Origin of the sequence: Bacillus thuringiensis, from assembly GCF_022095615.2 — a bacterium.
GTDB classification, from domain to species: Bacteria; Bacillota; Bacilli; order Bacillales; family Bacillaceae_G; genus Bacillus_A; species Bacillus_A cereus_AG.
Window position 1 is genome coordinate 556,136 of the sequence record NZ_CP155559.1, and the last position, 21,402, is coordinate 577,537.

A 21,402-nucleotide genomic window follows, 5' to 3' on the forward strand; every position below is an offset into this window, starting at 1 on the left:
ATTTACATGACGATTCCATTAATTATCGGTGGAGTTTTACTCGCAATTTTAATTCTACTTATTTTAGTATTCATTACGAAGTATCGAACAGTTGGACCAGATGAAGCATTAATTGTGACAGGGAACTGGCTTGGTGGTGGAAAGAATGTTGTTACCACTGATGATGGAAAGAAGATTAAGATTATTCGCGGTGGTGGTACTTTCGTTGTGCCAATTATGCAAAGAGGAGAGCCTTTAAGTCTATTAAACTACAAATTAGAAGTGGGAACACGTGATACGTATACGAAACAAGGTGTACCGATTACAGTAAACGGTGTTTCTATTATTAAAGTAGGATCGACAATTGAAGAAGTTTCTACAGCAGCTGAACAATATTTAGGAAAAGAAACAGAAGAGTTAAAAATAGAAGCAAAAGAAGTTTTAGAAGGGCATCTCCGCGCTATCTTATCTTCTATGACAGTAGAAGATGCGTATAGTAATAGAGAGCAATTTGCTCAAAAGGTACATGAAGTAGCTTCTACAGATTTAAAGAAGATGGGACTTCGTATCGTTTCCTTTACAATTAAAGAAATAATGGATAAAAACGGATACTTAGATGCGCTTGGTCAGCCACAAATTGCAATGGTTAAGCGTGATGCAACAGTTGCGAATGCAGAGCGTGAAAAAGAGGCACGAATTGAAAAAGCTCGTGCTGAGAAAGAAGCAAAAGAAGCAGAATATCAACGTGATGCACAAATCGCTGAAGCTGAAAAACATAAAGAATTAAAAGTACAATCTTATAAGAGGGATCAAGAACAAGCTCGTGCAGATGCGGATCTTTCTTACGAATTACAACAGGCGAAAGCGCAACAAGGTGTTACAGAAGAGCAAATGCGAGTTAAAATCATTGAGCGTGAAAAGCAAATTGAATTAGAAGAAAAAGAAATTGCGCGTCGTGAAAAGCAATATGATGCAGAAGTAAAGAAAAAGGCAGATGCAGATCGCTATGCTGTTGAACAATCAGCAGAAGCGGAAAAAGTAAAACAAATGAAAAAAGCAGATGCAGATCAATATAAAATTGAAGCGGAAGCAAGAGCACGTGCAGAAGAAGTTCGTGTAGAAGGTTTAGCGAAGGCGGAAATCGAAAAAGCGCAAGGTCAAGCAAAAGCAGAAGTACAAAAAGCACAAGGTACAGCGGAAGCAGATGTTATCAGATTAAAAGGTTTAGCAGAAGCGGAAGCGAAACAAAAAATTGCAGAGGCATTTGAGTTATATGGCCAAGCGGCGATTATGGATATGGTTCTTAACATGCTTCCAAGTTATGCGAAGGAAGTTGCAAGTCCACTTAGCAACATTGATAAGATTACAGTTGTCGATACAGGCGGCGGTGGTAAAAATAGCGGCGCTGGAAAAGTTGCAGGTTATGCGACTGATTTAATGGCAACGATGCAAGAAACATTAAAAGCTTCTTCTGGCATTGATTTAAAAGAGTTATTAGAAGGATTTGCAGGAAAAGGAGCGGTACAACAATTATCAAACGATAAACCTGTTGTATCTGTATTAGAAGATGAGAAAAAAGAAGTAGAAAAAGATAAAGAATAGTAAAGTGGGAGGAACCTCTAGTAAGTGAGATACTAGAGGTTCTTCTGTGAATTATAATATTTCGAATAATATACATTTTTATATATTGTTTTAATTATTTAATTTATATAGAATGAAAAAGGTATGTATTAACTCTTTAATAGAAAAAGAGACAAAGAGTTGATACAATTTAATCGTATAATTTATATAAAGAAATTAAATGTAAGGTAATTACATTTAAAATGTTATGGAGGGGTAGAAATATGTTTCAAGGGAAATTGAGGAGTAGTAGTTTAAAAGCAAAGTTACTTGTATCATTTGTTATCATTTTAATTCTTCCAAGTATTGTAATTGGTTGGACGTCTTATCAGCAAGCAAAGACAAACTTTAATGAAACAATTTTACAAACAGCGGAAGATAACGTAAAGATTTTAAACAATGTTATTAACAAAGAGATAGACAGTAAAAAGGTAGACGCAGTATATTTTACCAAGTTATTTAATGGAGTAAGTTATGGAACGGATCAGCTCCAAAATGTGCAAAATAAATTAGAAGAATATAATAAATTACATCCAGAAATAGAAGCAATTTATACGGGAGCTAGTACTGGACAATTTATTCAATCACCGTCTATTCAAATGCCAGATGGATATAATCCTACTGAAAGAGATTGGTATAAAGAAGCAGCGAAAAAAAGTGGAGAAGTGGTTATCACAGCCCCATATAAGTCAAGTACGACAGGGAATATTGTTATTACAATAGCAAAACAAAATGAGGATAAAAGTGGTGTTATCGGCATTGATTTAATTATTAATGATATTGTAAATACTTCAAAAATGGTCAATATCGGCAAAAAAGGATATGTAGCGATTTTCGACCAATCTAAAAATGTAATAGCGCACCCGACGATGAAGCCAGGTAATAAAATAGAAGAAAAACTGGAGAAAGAATTATACAAACAGGAAACAGGTGAGTTTAAATTCAAACTTGATGGTGGGGATCGCAATATTACCTTTATAACAAATAAGCAGACGGGATGGAAAATAGCAGGAATTATGCCTTCAAAAGAAATTATTGAGGCAGCTGAACCTATTTTCTATAAAACGATAACTGTTATTGGTATTTCATTAATAATTGGCGGAATCTTAATTTACTTCATAATTGCTTCTATTATTAAGCCGTTAAAACAACTTGTTATATCATCGAAAAAGATTAGTGAAGGTGATTTAACAGAATCAATTACAGTTCATTCTAAAGATGAAATTGGACAGCTAGGAGAAAGCTTTAACGAGATGGCAGCATCATTACAGAATGTCATTTCCAATATAAATACTTCAGCAAGTCATGTAGCGGCATCTTCAGAGGAATTAACAGCTAGTATGAAGCAGACAAGTGAAGCAACGGAACAAATTACACAAGCAATAGAGCAAGTGTCGAGCGGAGCGGAAATACAAACGAAAGAAGTTGAAGAAGGGGCAACATTATTAGAAGAAGTTACAGAAGGAATTCAGCGTGTTGCAGATAGTTCTTCATTAGTATCCACAGCATCTATGTATACGAAGAAAAAGGCTGAAGATGGTGGAAAGTTAGTTGAACAAACGGTGAATCAAATGCAATTAATCCATGAGTCTGTTTCACAATCAGATAAAGTGATTGTTTTGTTAGATGATAAGTCTAAACAAATCGGAGCAATCCTTGAGGTGATTCAACATATTGCAGAGCAGACAAATTTATTAGCATTAAATGCTGCAATTGAGGCTGCGAGAGCTGGAGAGCAAGGAAGAGGATTTGCAATTGTAGCAGATGAAGTGCGAAAGTTAGCAGAACAATCAGGACAGTCTTCTACGGAAATTGGAAACCTAGTAAAAGAGATACAATTTGACATAAAAGAAACAGTAAGCTCTATGAAGCAAGTTGGGACAGAAGTACAATCAGGACTTGTAGTTGCAAATGAAACGAAGCAAAGCTTTGCTGAAATATTGAAGTCTACAGATGATACAGTTGTACAAATTGATAGTATGGTAGAGGTAGCGAAACAAATGACAGTAGATGCAAAACAAGTTAGTGGATCTATTAATGAAATTGCAGCTACGATTGAAGAAAATGCAGCAAGCGTTCAAAATATTGCTGGCTCTTCAGAAGAACAATTAGCATCGGTAGATGAAATCAATGCAGCAGCAGTTCATTTATCGCAAATGGCAGAAGAATTACAAGAGATGATTGGGAAATTTAAAGTGTAATAAAAAATGGTAAGAAACGAGGTAGTAATTTTATCTCGTTTCTTTTTTTGGTGAAGATAAAAATAAAGAAATATAGAGTAACCGTGTTATGATTAGGTGTAATTATAAAAGACTGTATTTTCTTTAAATTCTATCTTTAATCATGTTAGGGGAATGGTTTTGAAATTTAAAAAATTAAAACTACAACCGAGAATTACATTAACAATTAGTACACTTATTTTAGTTGTACTTCTGTTAACGAGTTATTTATTTTATTACATATTGTCTGAAACGGTAGAAGAGCAGATTGGGAAACGGGCTTTGCATGTTGCGAAAACAGTTGCTGCTATACCAGAAATCCAGGAAGCTTTTCAAAAAGAAAATCCTGCTTCTATTATTCAGCCAATTGCAGAAAAAATTCGAAATGATACAGATGCTGATTTTATTGTAGTTGGAAATAAAGAAGGAATTCGTTATGCACATCCTCAGAAAGAGAAAATAGGAGAAGCGATGGTTGGTGGAGATAACGAAGGAGTGTTATTAGAAGGAGAATCTTATGTTTCGAAAGCGACCGGATCATTGGGCCCTTCATTACGCGGCAAAGTTCCAATCCGTAATCAGGAAAACGAAATTATTGGCGTAGTGTCCGTTGGATTTTCAATGGATGATATTCATGGAGCCGTAGAAGTGTATGGAAAGCGTGTGTTTTGGATTACAATAGCAGGTCTTTTAATTGGGATAATCGGCTCTATATACTTAGCGAGAAGTATAAAAAGAATGATGTTTGGGATGGAGCCAGAAGAAATTTCATCTTTATATGAAGAGCATAGTACAGTGATTCAATCTGTACGCGAAGGGATTATTGTCATTGATCAAAATGGCATGATTAGTTTAGTCAATCAAGCAGCTTATGATATTCTTTCGCTAGATAAACAACGAAATATTATTGGAGAATTTATTTTAAATGTAATTCCTAATTCAACGATACTAGATGTACTTCAAACTGGTGAAGAACAGTTTGATCGTCAATTAAATATAAAAGGGCAAGCTGTGATTGCGAATCGTCTACCTATTAAAGTAAAGAGTAAAGTAACGGGCGTTGTATCGAGCTTACGTTTGAAATCTGAAATGGATCAGTTAACAGCAGAATTATCTCAGACGAAGCAATATACAGAGGCATTACGAGCGCAAACGCATGAATATAACAATTTGTTATATACGCTTTCAGGGCTTATTCAGTTAGAATCATATGAGGATGCTTTAGAGCTTATTCATAAGGAAACAGCGGTATATCAAGATTTTGTTCAATTTATTATGAAGCGAATTCAAAATCCATGGTTAGGTGGAATTTTAATTGGATTCTATAATAGAGCACGAGAGTTGAAGATTGATTTTATGCTAGATCGAGAAAGTAGCTTAGACAAATTAAGCCCGCACATTGAGAGTAATTATGTCGTTTCTATTTTAGGGAATTTAATTACGAATGCATTTGAAGCGATTGACAGAAATGAAGAGAATGATAAGAAAGTAAGAATGTTTGTAACTGATATCGGTGAAGAAATAGTAATTGAAGTGGAAGATTCAGGACAAGGGATTCATGATGAAGTCATTACTAGCATATTCTATAAAGGCTATTCGACGAAAGAAGGCGGGAAGCGAGGATATGGATTAGCAAAAGTGAAAGAGTTAGTAGAAGATTTAAATGGAAGTATTGCAATCGAAAAAGGGGATCTAGGTGGTGCATTATTTATTATTGCATTACCAAAAGAGAGAGGCGAGTTGTAATGGGTGAGGAGATTGAAGTATTGATTGTAGAAGATGATATTCGAATTGCGGACATTCATCGTCGTTTCACTGAAAAGATTGAGGGGTTTAAAGTAATTGGAACAGCAACGACTGGAGAACAAGCGAAAGAATGGCTAGATTTTGTGAAGCCACAGCTCGTTTTATTAGACGTGTACTTACCTGATATGCAAGGAACGGAACTTGTCACGTACATTAGGCATAATTTACATGATACAGATATTATTATGATTACAGCTGCATCGGAAACAGATGTAGTGAGGCACGCCCTGCGAGGCGGAGTAACAGATTATATCGTAAAGCCACTAATGTTTGACCGATTTAAAGCAAGTCTGGAAGGCTATCAAAAAAAGATTATACAGTTAAAGAAAAACAATCAATTATCTACGGAGCAAATTGAATATTTATGGTCTCAAAGAGGCGTGAAGGGAAATGAAATAGAATATGCTCCGAAAGGGTAACTAACTGTTACGATTTATTTAACCAATTATACCGAAAGTTAATTAAATATATCAGTAAGCCCTGCTAGTCAAGTGATTGGCTAGTAGTGAGGGTTAACTGCGGGCAATCCCTAAAGCTGATTGAACTACAACGTGGCTAGAAATGGTGAGCGTGAATGTTGCGAAAGCAGAAAAAATCAATCAGATGGTGCAAGGTTAAATCCTAAACACTAGAGCAATGGGTCTTCCGCCTCGAATCATCTAAGTCAAAATGGATAAGATGAACGTTCAACGACTATCTCGTATAACTGACGAGAGTACATCACAAGCCTATGGTGATGGAAAAATCCTCTATCTCTAAAGAGATAAACATATAGTCTGCGCTCATGTGAAAACAGGAGAAGTTCATAAGAGAACTGGCTAAGGAATTGCGCCCTTAGTTGAACGAGATAAATTTAATTAAATCTATCAAGTCTCATTGAATCTACCGAATCTATGCATTATGGTAAATTCAATGAGGTGAGAATAATAATGAAATTTTCACGAGTTAGTCAAGTATCGGAATTAACAGGTTTGTATCCTAGTAGTCTTAGGAGAATGCTGGTGGAACACGCTACGATTCAGAAGAACAAATCTTCCATTAAAGGATTTAAATTCTGATGATATTGGCGAAGAAAGTCAGACTGATTCCAACGCCTGAACAAGAAAAAGTGCTTAGAAACCATGCTGGTGCTGCAAGATTCGCTTATAGCTATTGTAAAAGAATGAGTGATAGATACTATAAGCTATTTGGAAAATCTGTTTCACAGTTAGCTTTACAGAAACGATTTACAAAGATCAAGAAGCGAAAGAGATATGAGTGGTTACATGACATCAACGCACAAGTTCCCAAACAGGCTTCAAAAGATTTTGACAAGGCGAGGAAACATTCGTTCAAAAAGTACCAAAATGGTTATCACACTTCTTATAAATCCAAAAAAGATTTAATCCAAGGATTTTATGCCAATTATGAAAGACTGATTATAAGAAAGAAAGTAGTTCATATTCAGTCCATTGGAGAAGTGAAAACAAGCCAACAACTACCAAGAAACAAAAAACCATCAAATCCAAGAGTTACCTTTGATGGTCGTCACTGGTGGATTAGTGTAGGGTTCAAAGAATCCTTTGAAGCACAAGAATTAACCGATGAGTCGATTGGTGTGGATGTTGGTTTAAAAGAGCTGTTTGTGGCTTCTAATGGTACGAAAGAACGAAATATAAACAAAGATGCCAAGGTTAAAAAACTTTTGAAAAGGAAAAAATCAGCACAAAGAGATATGTCTAGAAGATTTAAAAAAGGTGTAAAAATGCAATCTGCCGGATATGAAAAAGCTAAAACTGAGCACCTGCGGTTATCTAGGAAAATTATGAATATCCGAAATAACCATATCCATCAAGCAACAGCTAAATTGGTGAAAACCAAACCAATGAGGATTGTTGTGGAAGACTTATCTATCTCAAACCTGTTAAAAAACAAAAAACTATCGAAAGCATTTTCATTTCAAAAATTAAACTTCTTCTTTCAATATTTATCATACAAGTGCGAGAAGTATGGCATTGAGTATGTAAAAGCTGATACATGGTTCGCCTCAAGCCAGATTTGCTCATGTTGCGGAGTGAAATACGACCATTCAGTTCAACCAGAAGGACAGTGGAGTTTAAAAATACGTGAGTGGCGTTGTGTTCCATGCAATAGCCATCACGATAGGGATGTAAATGCTGCGATAAATTTATCAAGATGGGTAAAATAAATGCTTGATAATAGGAGGTAACGATACTGCCTCGTGTGGAGTGTTATACCCCTCGTCCCTTCGGGGTTGCGAGAACACGATGAAGCACTAATTTGTGTAAATTTGATTGAATTGTATAGATTTAGTTAAGTTTATCGTATCGGATAGATCCTTTAACTTTAGCAAAAATAAAAAAGCATATGTTAACAGTGAATGAAGAAGGAATTACAGCAGAAGTGTTAAGTACAATGGTAGGAGTAAGCAGATCAACAGCGAGGCGTTATTTAGAGTATTTAATATCAGGAAAGAAAGTTCATGCGGAGCTTACATATGGGAGTGTAGGGAGACCAGAAAGAAGATATTTTCTTGTTTCTTCATAATAAAAAACAGTGGAGGATATATGTCCCCTACTGTTTTTTTATCTTATATTGGAATAATCCCAATTACAATTCCAGTAATCAACATCACCATTGTCGTTCCAACTGCCCACAATAAAGTGAAGCGTTGATGTTCACCAAAATCAACTTTGGCCATTCCGACTAATAAATAAGTGGATGCGACAAGAGGACTTAATAAGTGAACAGGTTGCCCGAGTAATGAAGCGCGTCCCATTTCAGCTGCACTAATTCCGTAAGTAGCGGCAGCTTTCGTTAAAATAGGTAAGACTCCGAAGTAAAATGCATCATTGGACATGAAAAATGTGAATGGCATACTAAGAAGAGCTGTAATAATTGGTAGTTGTGGTCCAAGAGCGTCTGGTATAAGAGTGACTACACTTTGAGCCATTGCATCTACCATTTTTGTTCCTGATAGAATACCAGTGAAAACTCCAGCAGCAAATACGAGAGAAACAACCGCCAATACGTTTCCTGCGTGAGAAGCAATACGTTCTTTCTGTTGTTCTAAGTTCGGATAGTTGAGCATAACAGCAATAGCGAAAGCGATTGTAAATAAAACAGGTAACGGCATAACTTCTAGTATGAGACAGACAAGTAAGGTAACAGTTAATAAAAAGTTAATCCATAGAAGTTTAGGGCGTTTATGAACGGCAGCTTCCACTGTTGCAGCTTGCTCATCCATCGTTTGCATTTGTTTTAAATATTGTACATCCATAATTCCTAATCGTTTTCTTTCTTTTTTTCCAAGATAGTAAGCAACGAAAACGACCCAAATTGCACCAGCGATCATTCCTGGTATAAGTGGTGTAAAGAGCTCTGATGCGTCTAGTCCAAGAGCACTCATAACCCGAGCTGTCGGTCCGCCCCACGGTGTAAGATTTGTCACTCCTGCTCCTAACATAACAACCCCAGCTAATATAAGTGGATTCATTCCAAGGCGTTTATATAGTGGGTACATTGCGGAAACAGTAATCATATACGTTGTTGTTCCATCGCCATCTAATGAAACGATAATCGTAAGAATAGCCGTACCAACAACAATTTTTAAAGGATCCCCTTTTACAAATTTCAAGATTCTACTAATGACAGGATCGAATAAACCGCTATCAATCATAATTCCAAAATACAAAATAGCAAACATAAGCATAATACCAGTAGGTGCTAGTTTTTGGATTCCTTCTAACATCATAGGTCCCATATTTGCATAGAAACCACCAATTAATGCGAAAGTAATTGGAATTAATATTAATGCTACTAGTGCAGACATACGTTTCGTCATAATTAAAAACATAAAGACAAATACCATCGCAAATCCAAGTAGTGCTAACATGTAATCTCCCCCTCAAAAATGATTGCGCTTTCAAAATGTAATGAAAATTCAGAAAAAAGTTTTTTTGTTTATCATAAAAGCATCCATCCAAATGGTAAATAATTTGAAAAATAACATCATTAGAAGCATAATTTTTATTTTGGTCATTTTGTTCACGGGAGTTAATTTGAATTTTTAAAAAGTAAGCTGCTCTCCGTAAGAATGGTAGAATAAGATGAAAATATTGAAGTGTGAAATAGGGAGTAGATTTTATATGAAAACGAGAATGGAAGAGATTTATAGTTCTTATGAAGGAAAAGTAGAAGAGATTTTTGTTAATGAATCTTCTTACGTATATGAGTGGGAAAAATTAATGATGATTCGAAAAAATAACGGTGAACTAGAAAAAGTTGCGATCGGTATCAGTGGAAATATAAGATTAGTAAATGTAGTTGCTGGGCAGCAAATTAATACAGATACATTATTAGTTACGTTAGAAGACGATTTATTAATTACAGGTTGTGAATGATGAGAGATGTGTAGAAATGACTACACATCTTTTTTGTTCCGTATATTACAAAAAGAACATTGTTTTTTCACAAATCTCACACAAGTTTTTGGTATTCTCCTTGTAGAAGATACGGTTAGGGAGGAAATAAAATGAGAACGAAGTATGTGATGCTTGCTATATGCTTATTTTTTGTCTTTGCAATAGTGGGATGTGGTAAGAAACAAGCAGAGGCGGTGGCAATTGATGAGAAACATGATAAGTGTGATATTTGCCAAATTGGGGTAATGGATAATCAATTTGCAACAGAAATTATTTTAGAAAATGGAAAAGCGCTAAAGTTTGATGATATCGGTTGTATGTATAAATGGATGGAGATTAATCCAGGTGAAAAGACGAAAGAAAAATTTGTTCGAGATTATGATTCGAAAGAGTGGATTTCATTAGAAGGTGCGACTTACGTATATGATAAAACAATAACGACACCGATGGCTTATAATGTTATTTCATTTGAAAATAAAAAGGATGCAGAAAGCTTTGTGTCTAACTATAAAGGGAAAGTTCTTTCGTATAAAGAGTTATCAGAGCATAAATGGGAAATGAATAAAGAGATGATGGGGAACCCGAAAAAGGGAAATCACGGTGGGCATCATTAATAATAGAAAAAGACAACTATATAGTTGTCTTTTTTTATTATTACTCAGGTGTAAATATAGAAAAGGTGTAAAATTTTTAGAAGAACGGTTACAATGGAATATAGTAACCTAAAGCAATCATTTATGTACTTTTTAGAAATGTATACAAATGCGGTAAAATCGTGCTAAACTAATTGCTTCATAATGTTAATGATGAGGCCATCAGGCGTATCATTCCAATAGGTTGAGAAACATAGTATAGGTTTTAAGATAATCCGATTAAAGAAGGAATATAAAGGGCTTATGGATAAATGTACTCAAGAAGAGTTATTGTATGTGATGGAGGAATGGTTAAGAAAACATTATCTTTCATAGGAGCTGTAGTTGTGAGAAAACAAAAAATTTTATTATGTATGTTATTAGGACTTTTAATGACGGTAGTGGCTTGCGATAAGCAAGAGGAGCCAGAATCGAAACCGGTTCATGTGAAAAACGAAAAGAAAAAAGAAAAGCATAAAGAACAGGAAGAATCTAAAGAAGAAAAAAGTATAAATTTAATGGACAAACAGTTGCTACTTTCTGCAACTCTTGGGGACACGGAAACAGCTATGAAGCTGATTCAAGATGGAGCCAATATAAATGTAGAAGGTGACAACGGAGAAACGCCTATTCTTGCAGCAACGTATCAAAATCATGTAGAAACAGTTAAAGCATTAATTGGTGCAGGTGCTAATATTGAAAGTAAAGATGAGAAACAAAGTAATCCATTTCTTTATGCAAGTAGAGAAGGATATACGGATATTGTAAAAGTATTAATTAATGCAGGAGTTAATACGAAAGAAACGACTAAGTCAGGTGGAACAGCACTTGTTTCTGCATCTGAACGTGGCCATGTAGAGGTTGTAAAAGAACTATTAGAGCACACAGATATTGATGTGAATTATAGAAATGCTCGTGGTGGAACAGCTTTAGTAGAAGCAATCGTATTAGGAAATGGTAGTGAAAATCATAAGAAAGTAATTCAAATGCTTATTGACCACGGGGCAGATGTAAATATGGCCAATAAGGAAAATATTACGCCACTGCAATATGCTGAAAAAAGAGGTTTTAAAGATATTGCAAATATGTTGAGGGTAGCTGGAGCGAATGAAGTCGTACAGCCACAACCACAACCAGTGGAATAACAAGTATGAAGTAATCCCATTTAGATAGACAGAATGAAGAAGTCATTTAGTATGATGGATTCAGTAATGTGTATTTGAATGGGATTTTTGTTTTGGGCATGAAAAATAGATTATGAATGGTATATGGAGTAACTATAGTACTTCTTGGGATAATTATGCTTCACAAGCAGTTGCGAGAAAACTAAAACCGATTAACTATGGAATAAATTTGTATATCACTTAAATTTTAAGATAGTTGGTTGCTGTTGGAGTTTATTCGTATATCTAGACTATTGTTAAGAGGATATGGTGAATATTAACATTCGATTAACACCTAATTAACAATCTATCAAAACTGACTTAATAAATGCGTAATATAGTAAAGGTAACAAAATAACTAGGGTAGAGAACATTTGAGAACACCCGCTTACATATAACGTGCCACTTTCTTAGGTGTGCTCTATTCCCTAGAGTTCAAATAAGGAGAAAGGTGTTCTATGTAAGTAGGTGTTTTTAGTTTGGATAAAAATAGAAAAGCTAGGTGGAATAAATGTTTAAAGAACCTTATATTGCGATGATAAAGGATTGGAAAGGATACAAAGCATACAAAAAATTACCAAAAACAGTTTTTCTTATGACTGGTTCAATGCTGGAGTTACCAGAGCGTGTATATGAATTACAGAAACATGGACATGATGTATTTCTTCATTGTGATTTTATACAAGGTTTAAATACGAATACAGAGGAAGCTCTTTTGTATATTCAAGATGTTATCGGAGCACAAGGTATTATTTCAACAAAAGGCTCGACAATTCGAAATGCTAATAAAATTGGATTAAAAACGATTCAACGTATTTTTATTGTCGATACTTTATCTCTTACAAAATCAATTGAGAATTGTAAAACAACTAAACCGAATGCGGTAGAGATTATGCCTGGTATTATGCCTTCAATTATTAAGCAGCTAGCAGAGGAAATAGAATTTCCTATTATTGCAGGCGGGCTGATTCAAACACGGGAGGATGCGGAAATTGCTATTCGTGCAGGAGCAAGTGCGATTTCAACGAGTCATTATGAAGTATGGATACAAGAAGAAAAAAGGAGTGCAACCTTGTGATTGAATTAAAAAATGTTTCAAAGGTATATAAAAATGCGGAAGAGACAGCAGTTAATGGTGTATCAGTTCACATTAAGAGAGGAGAATTTTTTGTTTTAGTTGGACCTTCAGGATGTGGGAAAAGTACACTATTACGAATGATTGCTGGCTTAGAAGAAATTTCTTCGGGAAATTTAATTATTAATGAACGTGTTGCAAATGATCTAGAGCCGAAAGACCGTAATCTATCAATGGTATTTCAAAATTATGCGCTATATCCACACTTATCTGTGGAAGAAAACATTTTATTTGGACTTAAGGTAAGAAAAGTACAAAAAGAAGAGCGACAAAAGCGATTAATGGAAGCAATTGAAATGGTAGGACTAAAAGAATATGTAAAAATGAAGCCAGGACAATTATCAGGGGGACAAAGACAGCGTGTTGCGCTTGCTAGGGCAATCGTGAGTCAAGCGCCGATTTGTTTAATGGATGAACCACTATCGAATTTAGATGCGAAATTACGTGCGCAAATGAGGATTGAAATTAGAGAAATTCAGCAACGGTTAGGAATTACAATGATTTACGTTACTCATGATCAAATAGAAGCGATGACTATGGGAGATCGTATCATGGTCTTAAATAAAGGAAGCATACAGCAAGTTGGAACACCGCTTGATATATATAACGAACCAACAAATGAATTTGTTGCAAGCTTTATAGGATCTCCTTCGATGAATATAAATGATGGAGAAGTGGACAAAGAAAAATGCGTATTACATATAGGGCAATTGCAAATTCCATTATCTAATGGACGGTTAAAGCAATTACCAAAAGGAAAAATTCGAATAGGTATGCGTCCTGAACATATTGAACTGTCTGAGGAAGGGCAAGAAGTTACATTACAATCTGTAGAAGTATTAGGGAACGAATCTATATTAAACTTCACGGTAAATGGAACAACTTGGAGTGCGAAAGTCATCGGACAGTTACTCTTGAACAAAGGTGACAAAGTAAAATTATTATTCTCGCAAGAAAAGTTATGCTTCTTTAACCAAAACACGAATGAACGCTTAAAAGTGGTAGCTGAAGAAGAGTTGAAAGTGGTGGCGAAATAATGATCGAAGTAAGTAAGTTACCAGTTCAAACAAAGGTGTCAAAAAAGAAAAAATTATGGGGGAGAACGAAAGATTTAAGAATAGGATTATTGTTTTTGGCGCCATCTATTTTGCTATTTTCGATTTTTCTGTTCTATCCATTGTTTAGGACGATTTACTATAGCTTTTATTTAACAGATATACATGGAGAAGCTAATCTTTTTGTTGGCTTAGAAAATTATCAATACTTATTTTCTGATCCTGCTTTCTACAAAAGCATAAAGTCAACTTTATTATTTGTCGTATATACAGTACCTACGAGTATTATACTCGCTTTATTTCTTGCATTGATTGCAAATGGAAAAGTAAGAGGTATTGGGTTATTCCGTGTATTATTTTCTTCCACTATGGGAATATCAGTAGCTGCTAGTGCAGTGATTTGGCTATTTTTATTTCATCCAAGTGTAGGATTATTTAATAATATATTAGCCTCTATGAATCTACCTGCAATTGCATGGTTAACGAGTCCAGATTGGGCGCTATTCTCAGTATCAGTTACAACAGTTTGGGTGAATACAGGATTTGCATTTTTAGTTCTATTAGGTGGTTTACAAAATATTGATACGTCTTTATATGAGAGTGCATCTATAGATGGTGCTAGCTATTTATATAAGCTTCGCCGTGTTACATTACCGATGCTATCACCTACTTTATTCTTTATCGTAACAGTAACGTTAATTAGTGCGTTCCAAAGCTTTGGACAAATTGATATTTTAACGCACGGTGGACCGAATGATGCAACGAATTTAATTGTGTACTCGATTTACAAAGAGGCGTTTGTGAATCATCAATTTGGAACAGCAAGTGCACAAGCGATGGTATTATTTGTTTTCATTTTCATTGCTACATTACTTCAATTTAAGTTTGCTGAGAGAAAGGTGCATTATAAATGATTGTTAAACAGTGGAAGCAAAATTTCCTATTATACATGCTGCTCATTATTAGTGCAGTAATGGTATTTTTTCCTGTACTGTATGCGTTTTTAATAAGCTTTATGACACCAGATGATATTCAAATGAGAAGGTTATTTCCAACTCAATTTACTTTTGATAATTTCATTAATATTTTTCAAAAAGTACCGCTTTTTACATACTTATATAACAGTTTAATAGTATCGACAGTCGTTATGATTGGACAACTTATCGTATCAAGCTTAGCAGCGTATGCTTTTGTTTTTCTTCAGTTTAAAGGGAGAAACTTAATTTTCTTCCTGTTTATTTCAACGATGCTTATTCCGTGGGAAGCAACGATGGTACCTAACTTTTTAACGATTCAAAACTTTGGCTGGATCAATAGTTTCGCTGGGATGACAGTGCCGTTTTTTGCAACAGCTTTCGGTATTTTCTTACTACGTCAACATTTTATGACGCTTCCGAATGAACTGAAAGAAGCTGCTTTTATTGAAGGGATTGGAAATGTAAAGTTTTTATTCAGCGTTGTAATTCCGTATTGTAAAACGAGTTTTATTACGCTTGGAGTATATAGTTTTTTAACAACATGGAATATGTACTTATGGCCACTCTTAGTGACCACTGATGAAAAAGTAAGAACAGTCCAAATTGGTGTAAAGCAGCTTCAGTCTCAAGAAGTTGCAACTGATTGGGGAAGCGTAATGGCCGGTGTTACGGTTATTGTCATTCCAACACTGATTTTACTATTTTTAGGGCAAAAGCAATTACAACAAGGATTAACAAAAGGTGCAATTAAATAATTAAGAGAAGGTGAGATTAAAATGAGTCTAGTTAAAAAAGGTGCTGCTCTATTGATGGCAGCAACAATGGCATTATCTAGTGCCGCTTGTTCAAATAGTAAAACAGAGGGGAAACCTGAAGCGCAGGCAAAAGTAGCACCAGTTGAAAAAAATGGTGATAAAACTGTAATTCGCTTCTGGCATGCGATGGGTGGAAAAACACAAGGTATACTAGATGGTCTTGTTGCAGACTATAATAAGTCACAAAATAAATACGAGATAAAGGCAGAGTTCCAAGGGACATATGAAGAGTCTTTAACGAAATTTAGAACGATGTCTGCAACGAAAGAAGCACCAGCGCTTGTTCAATCGAGTGAAATTACAACGAAATATATGATTGATAGCAAAAAAATCACACCAATTGATAGCTGGATAAAAAAAGATAAGTACGATACTTCAAAGTTGGAAAAAGCAATTACAAATTATTATTCAGTTGATGGGAAAATGTATTCTATGCCATTTAATTCATCTACACCAGTATTAGTTTATAATAAAGATGCTTTCGCGAAGGCTGGATTAGATCCTGAGAAAGCTCCGCAAACATATGCTGAGTTAAAAGAAGCGGCGAAAAAGTTAACGATTAAAGAAGGCGGAAATGTAAAACAATATGGATTCTCCATGCTTAACTATGGTTGGTTCTTTGAAGAATTGTTAGCGACACAAGGTGCTTTATATGTAGATAACGAAAACGGGCGTAAAGATGCAGCAAAGAAAGCGGTATTTAATGGTAAAGAAGGACAGAAAGTATTTGGGATGTTAGATGAATTAAATAAAGCTGGTGCGCTTGGAAAGTATGGAGCAAGTTGGGATGATATTCGTGCCGCGTTCCAGTCAGGACAAGTTGCTATGTATTTAGATTCTTCAGCAGGTGTTCGTGATTTAATTGATGCATCTAAGTTTAATGTAGGTGTTTCATATATTCCGTATCCAGAGGATTCGAAACAAAATGGTGTTGTTATTGGTGGAGCATCATTATGGATGACGAATATGGTTTCAGAAGAAACGCAACAAGGTGCTTGGGACTTTATGAAATATTTAACGAAGCCAGACGTACAAGCGAAATGGCATACTGCAACAGGTTATTTCTCTATTAATCCAGACGCATATAATGAACCATTAGTAAAAGAGCAATATGAAAAATATCCACAGCTAAAAGTAACGGTAGAACAATTACAAGCGACGAAGCAATCTCCAGCAACTCAAGGAGCATTAATTAGTGTATTCCCAGAATCACGAGATGCAGTTGTAAAAGCATTAGAAGCAATGTATGACGGGAAGAATAGTAAAGAAGCGTTAGATGAAGCTGCAAAAGCAACTGATAGAGCAATTAGTATTTCAGCTCGTACGAGTCAAAAATAAGAAAAAGCCGTATCCCGAAAAAGGATACGGCTTTCTTTACAAGGAGATAAGGGATCAAAAAAATGAAGAAGTCTTATCTCTTTTATATGAGTAAAGGGTCTAGAATGAATCTTGTCCTTTTCATTATTTGTTTAGCTCCATTGCAACTTGTTTGCCATTTACGAAAACCTCTACCACTGCTGCTACAACTTCCATCACTTTTTTCATTTCTCATCTCTCCTTGTTTTTTGTTTCATTTCTTACTTTTAGTATAAGGAAATATAGCAATTGCAACTATCGAATTGGATGACAAGAGACTTACATTGTTGTAAGGATAAGTGTTTTAGTTGTAATGAATATGGATTCAGAAATTTCTGTTGTTTTGAACTATAATTAGAAAGAGAGTGTCTTAGAAAGAAGGGGATAATATGAAAAGAATTCTTGTTATTAGTGATATTCATGGAGAAATAGAAAAGTTCGAACAGTTATTGGAAGAGGCTCAATACGATGCAAGACAAGATCAATTAATTCTATTAGGGGATTATATAGATCGTGGTCCCAATGCGCGTGCTGTAATCGAAAAGGTAAAAGATTTAAAAGAAGAAGGTGCCTTTGTTTTAAAAGGAAATCATGAAGATATGATGATTAAGGCGCTAACGACAGATGAGGAGCGTCCATGGAGCCATTGGGTAAAAAGGAATGGTGGAGATAAAACGTTATATAGCTATGGATTTGTAGAAGAAGACATTGCGGTTAATGAGGAAAACTTCCAAAAACCGATTTTACAATCTCATGTATTAGAGGAACATGTAACGTTTATTCAAGGATTAGATCATTACATTGAAACAGAAGAGTATATCTTTGTGCATGCTGGTGTTGAGCCAATGAAACGAGTTTCTGAATCTGAACCATACACGTTAATGTGGATCCGTAATGAATTTCATAATGGGTATAGTGGTGAAAAGGTTGTTGTATTTGGACATACGGAAACGAAGACGCTTCATGGTAATGATGATTGTGGAGTGTATTTTGGTAGTAATCGTATTATAGGGATTGATGGCGGTGCTGTATATGGTGGCCAGCTAAATTGTTTAGAATTGCCGAGTAAAAAGGTGTACGTAGTAAAAAATTGAAAGAGATAAGGGGAATCTATTTCTTTCAATTTTTTATTAAGCAAAATTTAAGGAAGAGCTTTTATAATAGAGCTTCCAAATTTTATATCGAGAAAAACGTTAAAATGTAATTATAAATAAAATTGAACAATATGGTGGAAGGTGAAAATATGCGTTTACTTGTAGTAGAAGATAATGCTTCTTTATTAGAGTCTATTGTCCAAATTTTATGTGATGAGTTTGAAGTAGATACAGCGTTGAATGGAGAAGATGGATTATTTTTAGCACTGCAAAACATTTATGATGCAATCCTACTTGATGTGATGATGCCAGAGATGGATGGATTTGAAGTGATTCAAAAAATACGCAATGAAAAGATTGAAACGCCAGTCCTGTTTTTGACAGCGAGGGATTCTTTGGAAGACCGGGTGAAAGGATTGGATTTTGGTGGAGACGACTATATTGTTAAGCCGTTTCAGGCTCCTGAATTAAAAGCGAGAATTCGTGCTTTGTTACGCAGAAGTGGTAGCCTAACAACAAAGCAGACCATTCGTTATAAAGGGATTGAACTGTTCGGAAAAGATAAAGATATTCAAGTAGATGGACAAGGTATTAAGCTTACATTAAAACAGTATGAGCTTTTAGAGTACCTCGTTCAAAATAGCGGAAAGATTTTAATGCGTGAACAAATTTTTGATCGCGTTTGGGGATTTGATTCCGATACGACAGTAGCAATTGTAGAAGTATATGTACATCATTTACGTAAAAAATTAGAAGCATTTGGTTATCAGAAAGATATTCAAACCGTTAGAGGTATTGGATATATATTAAAAGAACAATGAAAAAGGGAAGTATGTTTCAAAAAACACGCATTCGTCTGACTATATTAAATTCGTTAGTGTTTATTATATTAATTGGAGTGTTAGGAAGTTTAGTGTATTCATATACATCCAATGAAATTTATAAGGGAGTAGATGAATCGATAAAGGACTTTATTATAAAGATAACGAGAGAAAAGCCACTAGGACCTCCACGATTTGAGGTGGGTAAAGAATTACGTATAGGGGATTCAAAAGCTTTTTACTTAATATGGGACGAAAGTAAGCAATTGCGAGAGATTGATCCGAGAGTTCGAGATCGTAGTTTTCTGGAAGAAAACAAAATAAAGCTATTTCCCAAAAAAATTGGAGATTTCTACGATATAGAAATAAAAGGAAAAAGTTATAGAACCGTGGCAGTCAAAGAAACTATACGTTCGGGAGAGAATGTCACATTTCAAATATTACGTGAAACTACGACTGAAACAGAAGTACTGCGTACATTGTTTTTAATTCTTATTATTGGTTGTAGCATAGGAAGTTTATGTGCAATAGGAATCGGCTTTTTCTTAGCTGGTAGGGCACTTGTACCAATTCAAAATTCATGGGAGAAGCAGCAACAGTTCGTTTCTGATGCATCGCATGAATTAAGAACACCACTTGCGGTTATTCAATCCAAAACAGATATATTATTTCAGTCACCATCTGCGACAATAGAAGAAAAAGCGATGGATATTTCTACGATTTCAAAGGAATGTAGACGGTTATCTAAGCTTGTAGCTAATTTATTATTGCTAGCACGTTCTGATTCTAATCAAATTGAGGTGGATAAGAAAACATTTGAAATGGATAAATTGTTAGAAGAAATAGTAGATCCATATAAGGAAATTGCTTCTTATCAAGAAAAAGAGATGATATTGAAAGTAGAGAATGACATATCATTTATGGGCGATAGAGAGAGAATTCATCAAATGATGGTCATCTTGTTAGATAATGCGATGAAGTATACGAATGAAGGTGGGCATATTCAAATTGATTGTACGCAAACGAACAACTCAATTCGTATACGAGTGAAAGATGACGGCATAGGAGTGAAAGATGAGGACATTCCAAAATTATTTGATCGTTTTTATCAAGGAGATAAAGCGAGAAGTGCATCAGAAGGAGCGGGATTAGGCCTTTCAATCGCGAATTGGATTGTAGAAAAGCATTATGGGAAAGTATCAGTAGAGAGCAAATGGGGAGAGGGGACTTGTTTTGAAGTAATTCTTCCTAAAAATCAAAGAATATAAGTGAGAAGACGATCTTGTTTTTACAAGGTCGTCTTTTTTTAAGGGAAAGTTAAGAAACTATTTATAACATGTATTATATACAGAAAGTTCGTCGCATGAAGAAGTGATTATAAAAAGGTATGTGAACAGATTATATCGATCATAATGTTATTTTGATTATGTATAGGGAATGATGGAAAAGAAAGTGTAAGAGGGAGGAATTAATTTTGAAAAAGAAAATGATGACGGTATTCACTATTGGAGTAATGAGCTTAAGTATATTAGGGGGTGCCTCTCCTTCTGAAACATCAAAAGGAAAGACAGATTACACGCAGCGCAGTAAAGAACAATTAAACAATGGCAAGGTACATGCGGTGCATACAGAAGAAAAGGCGGAGAATCTAGGTATTGAAACGGAAGGGAAAGAACAAATTACGCTAGAAAAAGAAATTCATGAAACGGAAGTAGGAAGAGAAGCTGAGCAGTTAGGAATTTCGATTGAAGGAAAAGATGTTGGAACTCTTTCAGAAGAAATCTATGAAACAAAAGTGAAGCAAGAAGCTTTAAAGTTAGGCATATCTATAGAAAATACATCAATTGTAAATTTGATTACTCAAATTAATACGATTAAAATTAGCGATGAAGCGGATAAATTAGGCATTTCGACAAATGGAAAAGAAATAGAGGATATTGCGGAAGAAATCTATGGAACGAAAGTAAGAGAGGAAGCAGGGAAGTTAGGTATTTCACAAAAAGGAAAAGAGATAGAAGCGTTAGCACAAGAAGTGTACGAACAAAAAGTGCAGGAAGAAGCAAAAAAATATCATATTGATTTGTATGGTAAAGATATATATCAAGTATTAAGTGAAATTAATGAGCAAAAAGTATTGCAAATGGCAGACGAGCTTAATATGGATAAAACAAATATGAATGTTCAAGAATTAGCAGGAAAAATAAAAAAAGATCAGCCTGAAAAAGGAAAAGAACTAAATTTTGTACCGGTGATTCGCACGGATGCTGACGCGTTTTATTCTTATTTAACGAACTAAAAAGGGCGTG

16 protein-coding genes and 5 pseudogenes are annotated in these 21,402 nt (G+C 35.0%); 20 read left to right on the plus strand and 1 reads right to left on the minus strand.

Annotated features, from left to right (window positions below; all coding sequences use genetic code 11):
- Window positions 1-6: 6 nt before the first annotated feature.
- The 7 genes and pseudogenes from KZZ19_RS02875 to KZZ19_RS02900 form a co-directional block, all read left to right on the plus strand.
- Entirely contained in the window at window positions 7-1,581 is a 1,575-nt protein-coding gene (locus KZZ19_RS02875; protein ID WP_237982651.1) for a flotillin family protein, read from the plus strand.
- A 242-nt stretch (window positions 1,582-1,823) separates the two neighbouring features.
- Window positions 1,824-2,858: pseudogene (locus KZZ19_RS31135) on the plus strand (HAMP domain-containing protein); the annotation flags it as partial.
- Window positions 2,859-2,939: 81 nt separating this feature from the next.
- On the plus strand, window positions 2,940-3,800 hold the full coding sequence (locus KZZ19_RS31140) for a methyl-accepting chemotaxis protein (RefSeq protein ID WP_432442723.1): 861 nt from the start codon (window positions 2,940-2,942) through the stop codon (window positions 3,798-3,800).
- Window positions 3,801-3,953: 153 nt separating this feature from the next.
- Complete coding sequence (locus KZZ19_RS02885) at window positions 3,954-5,564, plus strand: ATP-binding protein (protein WP_432442719.1); 1,611 nt, start codon at window positions 3,954-3,956, stop codon at window positions 5,562-5,564.
- Window positions 5,564-6,040: pseudogene (locus tag KZZ19_RS02890) on the plus strand (response regulator); the annotation flags it as partial. The gene KZZ19_RS02885 and the pseudogene KZZ19_RS02890, both read left to right, overlap by 1 nt.
- Before the next feature lie 641 nt (window positions 6,041-6,681).
- A complete protein-coding gene (locus KZZ19_RS02895) occupies window positions 6,682-7,812 on the plus strand; it encodes an RNA-guided endonuclease InsQ/TnpB family protein (protein WP_348638024.1) in 1,131 nt (376 codons plus the stop codon).
- 143 nt (window positions 7,813-7,955) lie between these two features.
- Window positions 7,956-8,171: pseudogene (locus tag KZZ19_RS02900) on the plus strand (two-component system response regulator); the annotation flags it as partial.
- Between the two features lie 43 nt (window positions 8,172-8,214).
- Here the strand turns inward: KZZ19_RS02900 and KZZ19_RS02905 are convergent.
- Window positions 8,215-9,519 (minus strand): CitMHS family transporter, encoded by a 1,305-nt coding sequence (locus KZZ19_RS02905; protein ID WP_088095070.1) that lies wholly within the window; start codon window positions 9,517-9,519, stop codon window positions 8,215-8,217.
- A gap of 253 nt (window positions 9,520-9,772) precedes the next feature.
- Between KZZ19_RS02905 and KZZ19_RS02910 the strand changes: the two genes are divergently transcribed.
- The 13 genes and pseudogenes from KZZ19_RS02910 to KZZ19_RS02965 all read left to right on the plus strand — a co-directional run bounded on the left by KZZ19_RS02910 (window position 9,773) and on the right by KZZ19_RS02965 (window position 21,392).
- Window positions 9,773-10,027: a hypothetical protein gene (locus tag KZZ19_RS02910; RefSeq protein WP_088095071.1), complete on the plus strand. Its 255-nt coding sequence runs from the start codon at window positions 9,773-9,775 to the stop codon at window positions 10,025-10,027.
- 131 nt (window positions 10,028-10,158) lie between these two features.
- Window positions 10,159-10,662 (plus strand): nitrous oxide reductase accessory protein NosL, encoded by a 504-nt coding sequence (locus KZZ19_RS02915; RefSeq protein WP_237981571.1) that lies wholly within the window; start codon window positions 10,159-10,161, stop codon window positions 10,660-10,662.
- 290 nt (window positions 10,663-10,952) lie between these two features.
- Window positions 10,953-11,825: an ankyrin repeat domain-containing protein gene (locus tag KZZ19_RS02920; protein ID WP_098343596.1), complete on the plus strand. Its 873-nt coding sequence runs from the start codon at window positions 10,953-10,955 to the stop codon at window positions 11,823-11,825.
- Between the two features lie 529 nt (window positions 11,826-12,354).
- Complete coding sequence (locus KZZ19_RS02925; protein ID WP_088095073.1) at window positions 12,355-12,921, plus strand: glycerol-3-phosphate responsive antiterminator; 567 nt, start codon at window positions 12,355-12,357, stop codon at window positions 12,919-12,921.
- On the plus strand, window positions 12,918-14,015 hold the full coding sequence (locus tag KZZ19_RS02930; protein ID WP_237981572.1) for an ABC transporter ATP-binding protein: 1,098 nt from the start codon (window positions 12,918-12,920) through the stop codon (window positions 14,013-14,015). The genes KZZ19_RS02925 and KZZ19_RS02930 overlap by 4 nt, the downstream gene beginning before the upstream one ends.
- Window positions 14,015-14,947, plus strand: a complete 933-nt coding sequence (locus tag KZZ19_RS02935) for a carbohydrate ABC transporter permease (RefSeq protein WP_237981573.1) — start codon at window positions 14,015-14,017, stop codon at window positions 14,945-14,947. The genes KZZ19_RS02930 and KZZ19_RS02935 overlap by 1 nt, the downstream gene beginning before the upstream one ends.
- Window positions 14,944-15,765: a carbohydrate ABC transporter permease gene (locus KZZ19_RS02940; protein ID WP_088095076.1), complete on the plus strand. Its 822-nt coding sequence runs from the start codon at window positions 14,944-14,946 to the stop codon at window positions 15,763-15,765. The genes KZZ19_RS02935 and KZZ19_RS02940 overlap by 4 nt, the downstream gene beginning before the upstream one ends.
- A 21-nt stretch (window positions 15,766-15,786) precedes the next feature.
- Window positions 15,787-17,163: an ABC transporter substrate-binding protein gene (locus KZZ19_RS02945; protein ID WP_098343597.1), complete on the plus strand. Its 1,377-nt coding sequence runs from the start codon at window positions 15,787-15,789 to the stop codon at window positions 17,161-17,163.
- Between the two features lie 407 nt (window positions 17,164-17,570).
- Window positions 17,571-18,275: a metallophosphoesterase family protein gene (locus KZZ19_RS02950; RefSeq protein WP_088095078.1), complete on the plus strand. Its 705-nt coding sequence runs from the start codon at window positions 17,571-17,573 to the stop codon at window positions 18,273-18,275.
- Between the two features lie 149 nt (window positions 18,276-18,424).
- Entirely contained in the window at window positions 18,425-19,096 is a 672-nt protein-coding gene (locus KZZ19_RS02955) for a response regulator transcription factor (protein WP_237981574.1), read from the plus strand.
- 11 nt (window positions 19,097-19,107) lie between these two features.
- Window positions 19,108-19,246 (plus strand): annotated as a pseudogene (locus KZZ19_RS31145) (sensor histidine kinase); the annotation flags it as partial.
- A 173-nt stretch (window positions 19,247-19,419) separates the two neighbouring features.
- Window positions 19,420-20,364: pseudogene (locus tag KZZ19_RS02960) on the plus strand (sensor histidine kinase); the annotation flags it as partial.
- Window positions 20,365-20,570: 206 nt separating this feature from the next.
- On the plus strand, window positions 20,571-21,392 hold the full coding sequence (locus tag KZZ19_RS02965) for a transporter (protein WP_088095081.1): 822 nt from the start codon (window positions 20,571-20,573) through the stop codon (window positions 21,390-21,392).
- The last annotated feature ends 10 nt before the right edge of the window (window positions 21,393-21,402 follow it).